The organism is Salifodinibacter halophilus, from assembly GCA_012999515.1.
Lineage (GTDB): Bacteria > Pseudomonadota > Gammaproteobacteria > Nevskiales > Salinisphaeraceae > Salifodinibacter > Salifodinibacter halophilus.
The window spans coordinates 1-298 of sequence record JABEEB010000134.1; the positions used below are offsets into that span (position 1 = coordinate 1).

The window sequence follows — 298 nt, forward strand, 5'->3', positions numbered from 1 at the left end:
CGCTGGTCTCGCGCGAGCAATTGCGCTCGCTCGAGGGCCGGCAGTATTTCGAACTCAGCGGCCGCGAGATCGGCCTGGTGTCGGCGCGGCAGGTGCTGGAAGGCGGCGACGGCGCCACCGCCGGCGCGCAGCTGCCGGTGGTGGTGATCGGCGGCGCCCACGGCGAGCATCTGTACGGGCTGGCGGTGGACCGCTTCGGCAGCGTGGTCGAACTGGTGGTGCAGGCGCTCGACCCGCGCCTGGGCAAGGTCAAGGACATCGCCGCCGGCGCCCTGCTCGACGACGGCACGCCGGTGCT

Annotated in this window: 1 protein-coding gene; it reads left to right on the top strand. The window is 73.2% G+C overall.

The genetic code is table 11. The annotated features are described in order from the left end of the window. The coding region (locus HKX41_11025) for a hybrid sensor histidine kinase/response regulator (protein NNC24663.1) at positions 1–298 on the top strand (298 nt) is incomplete at both ends.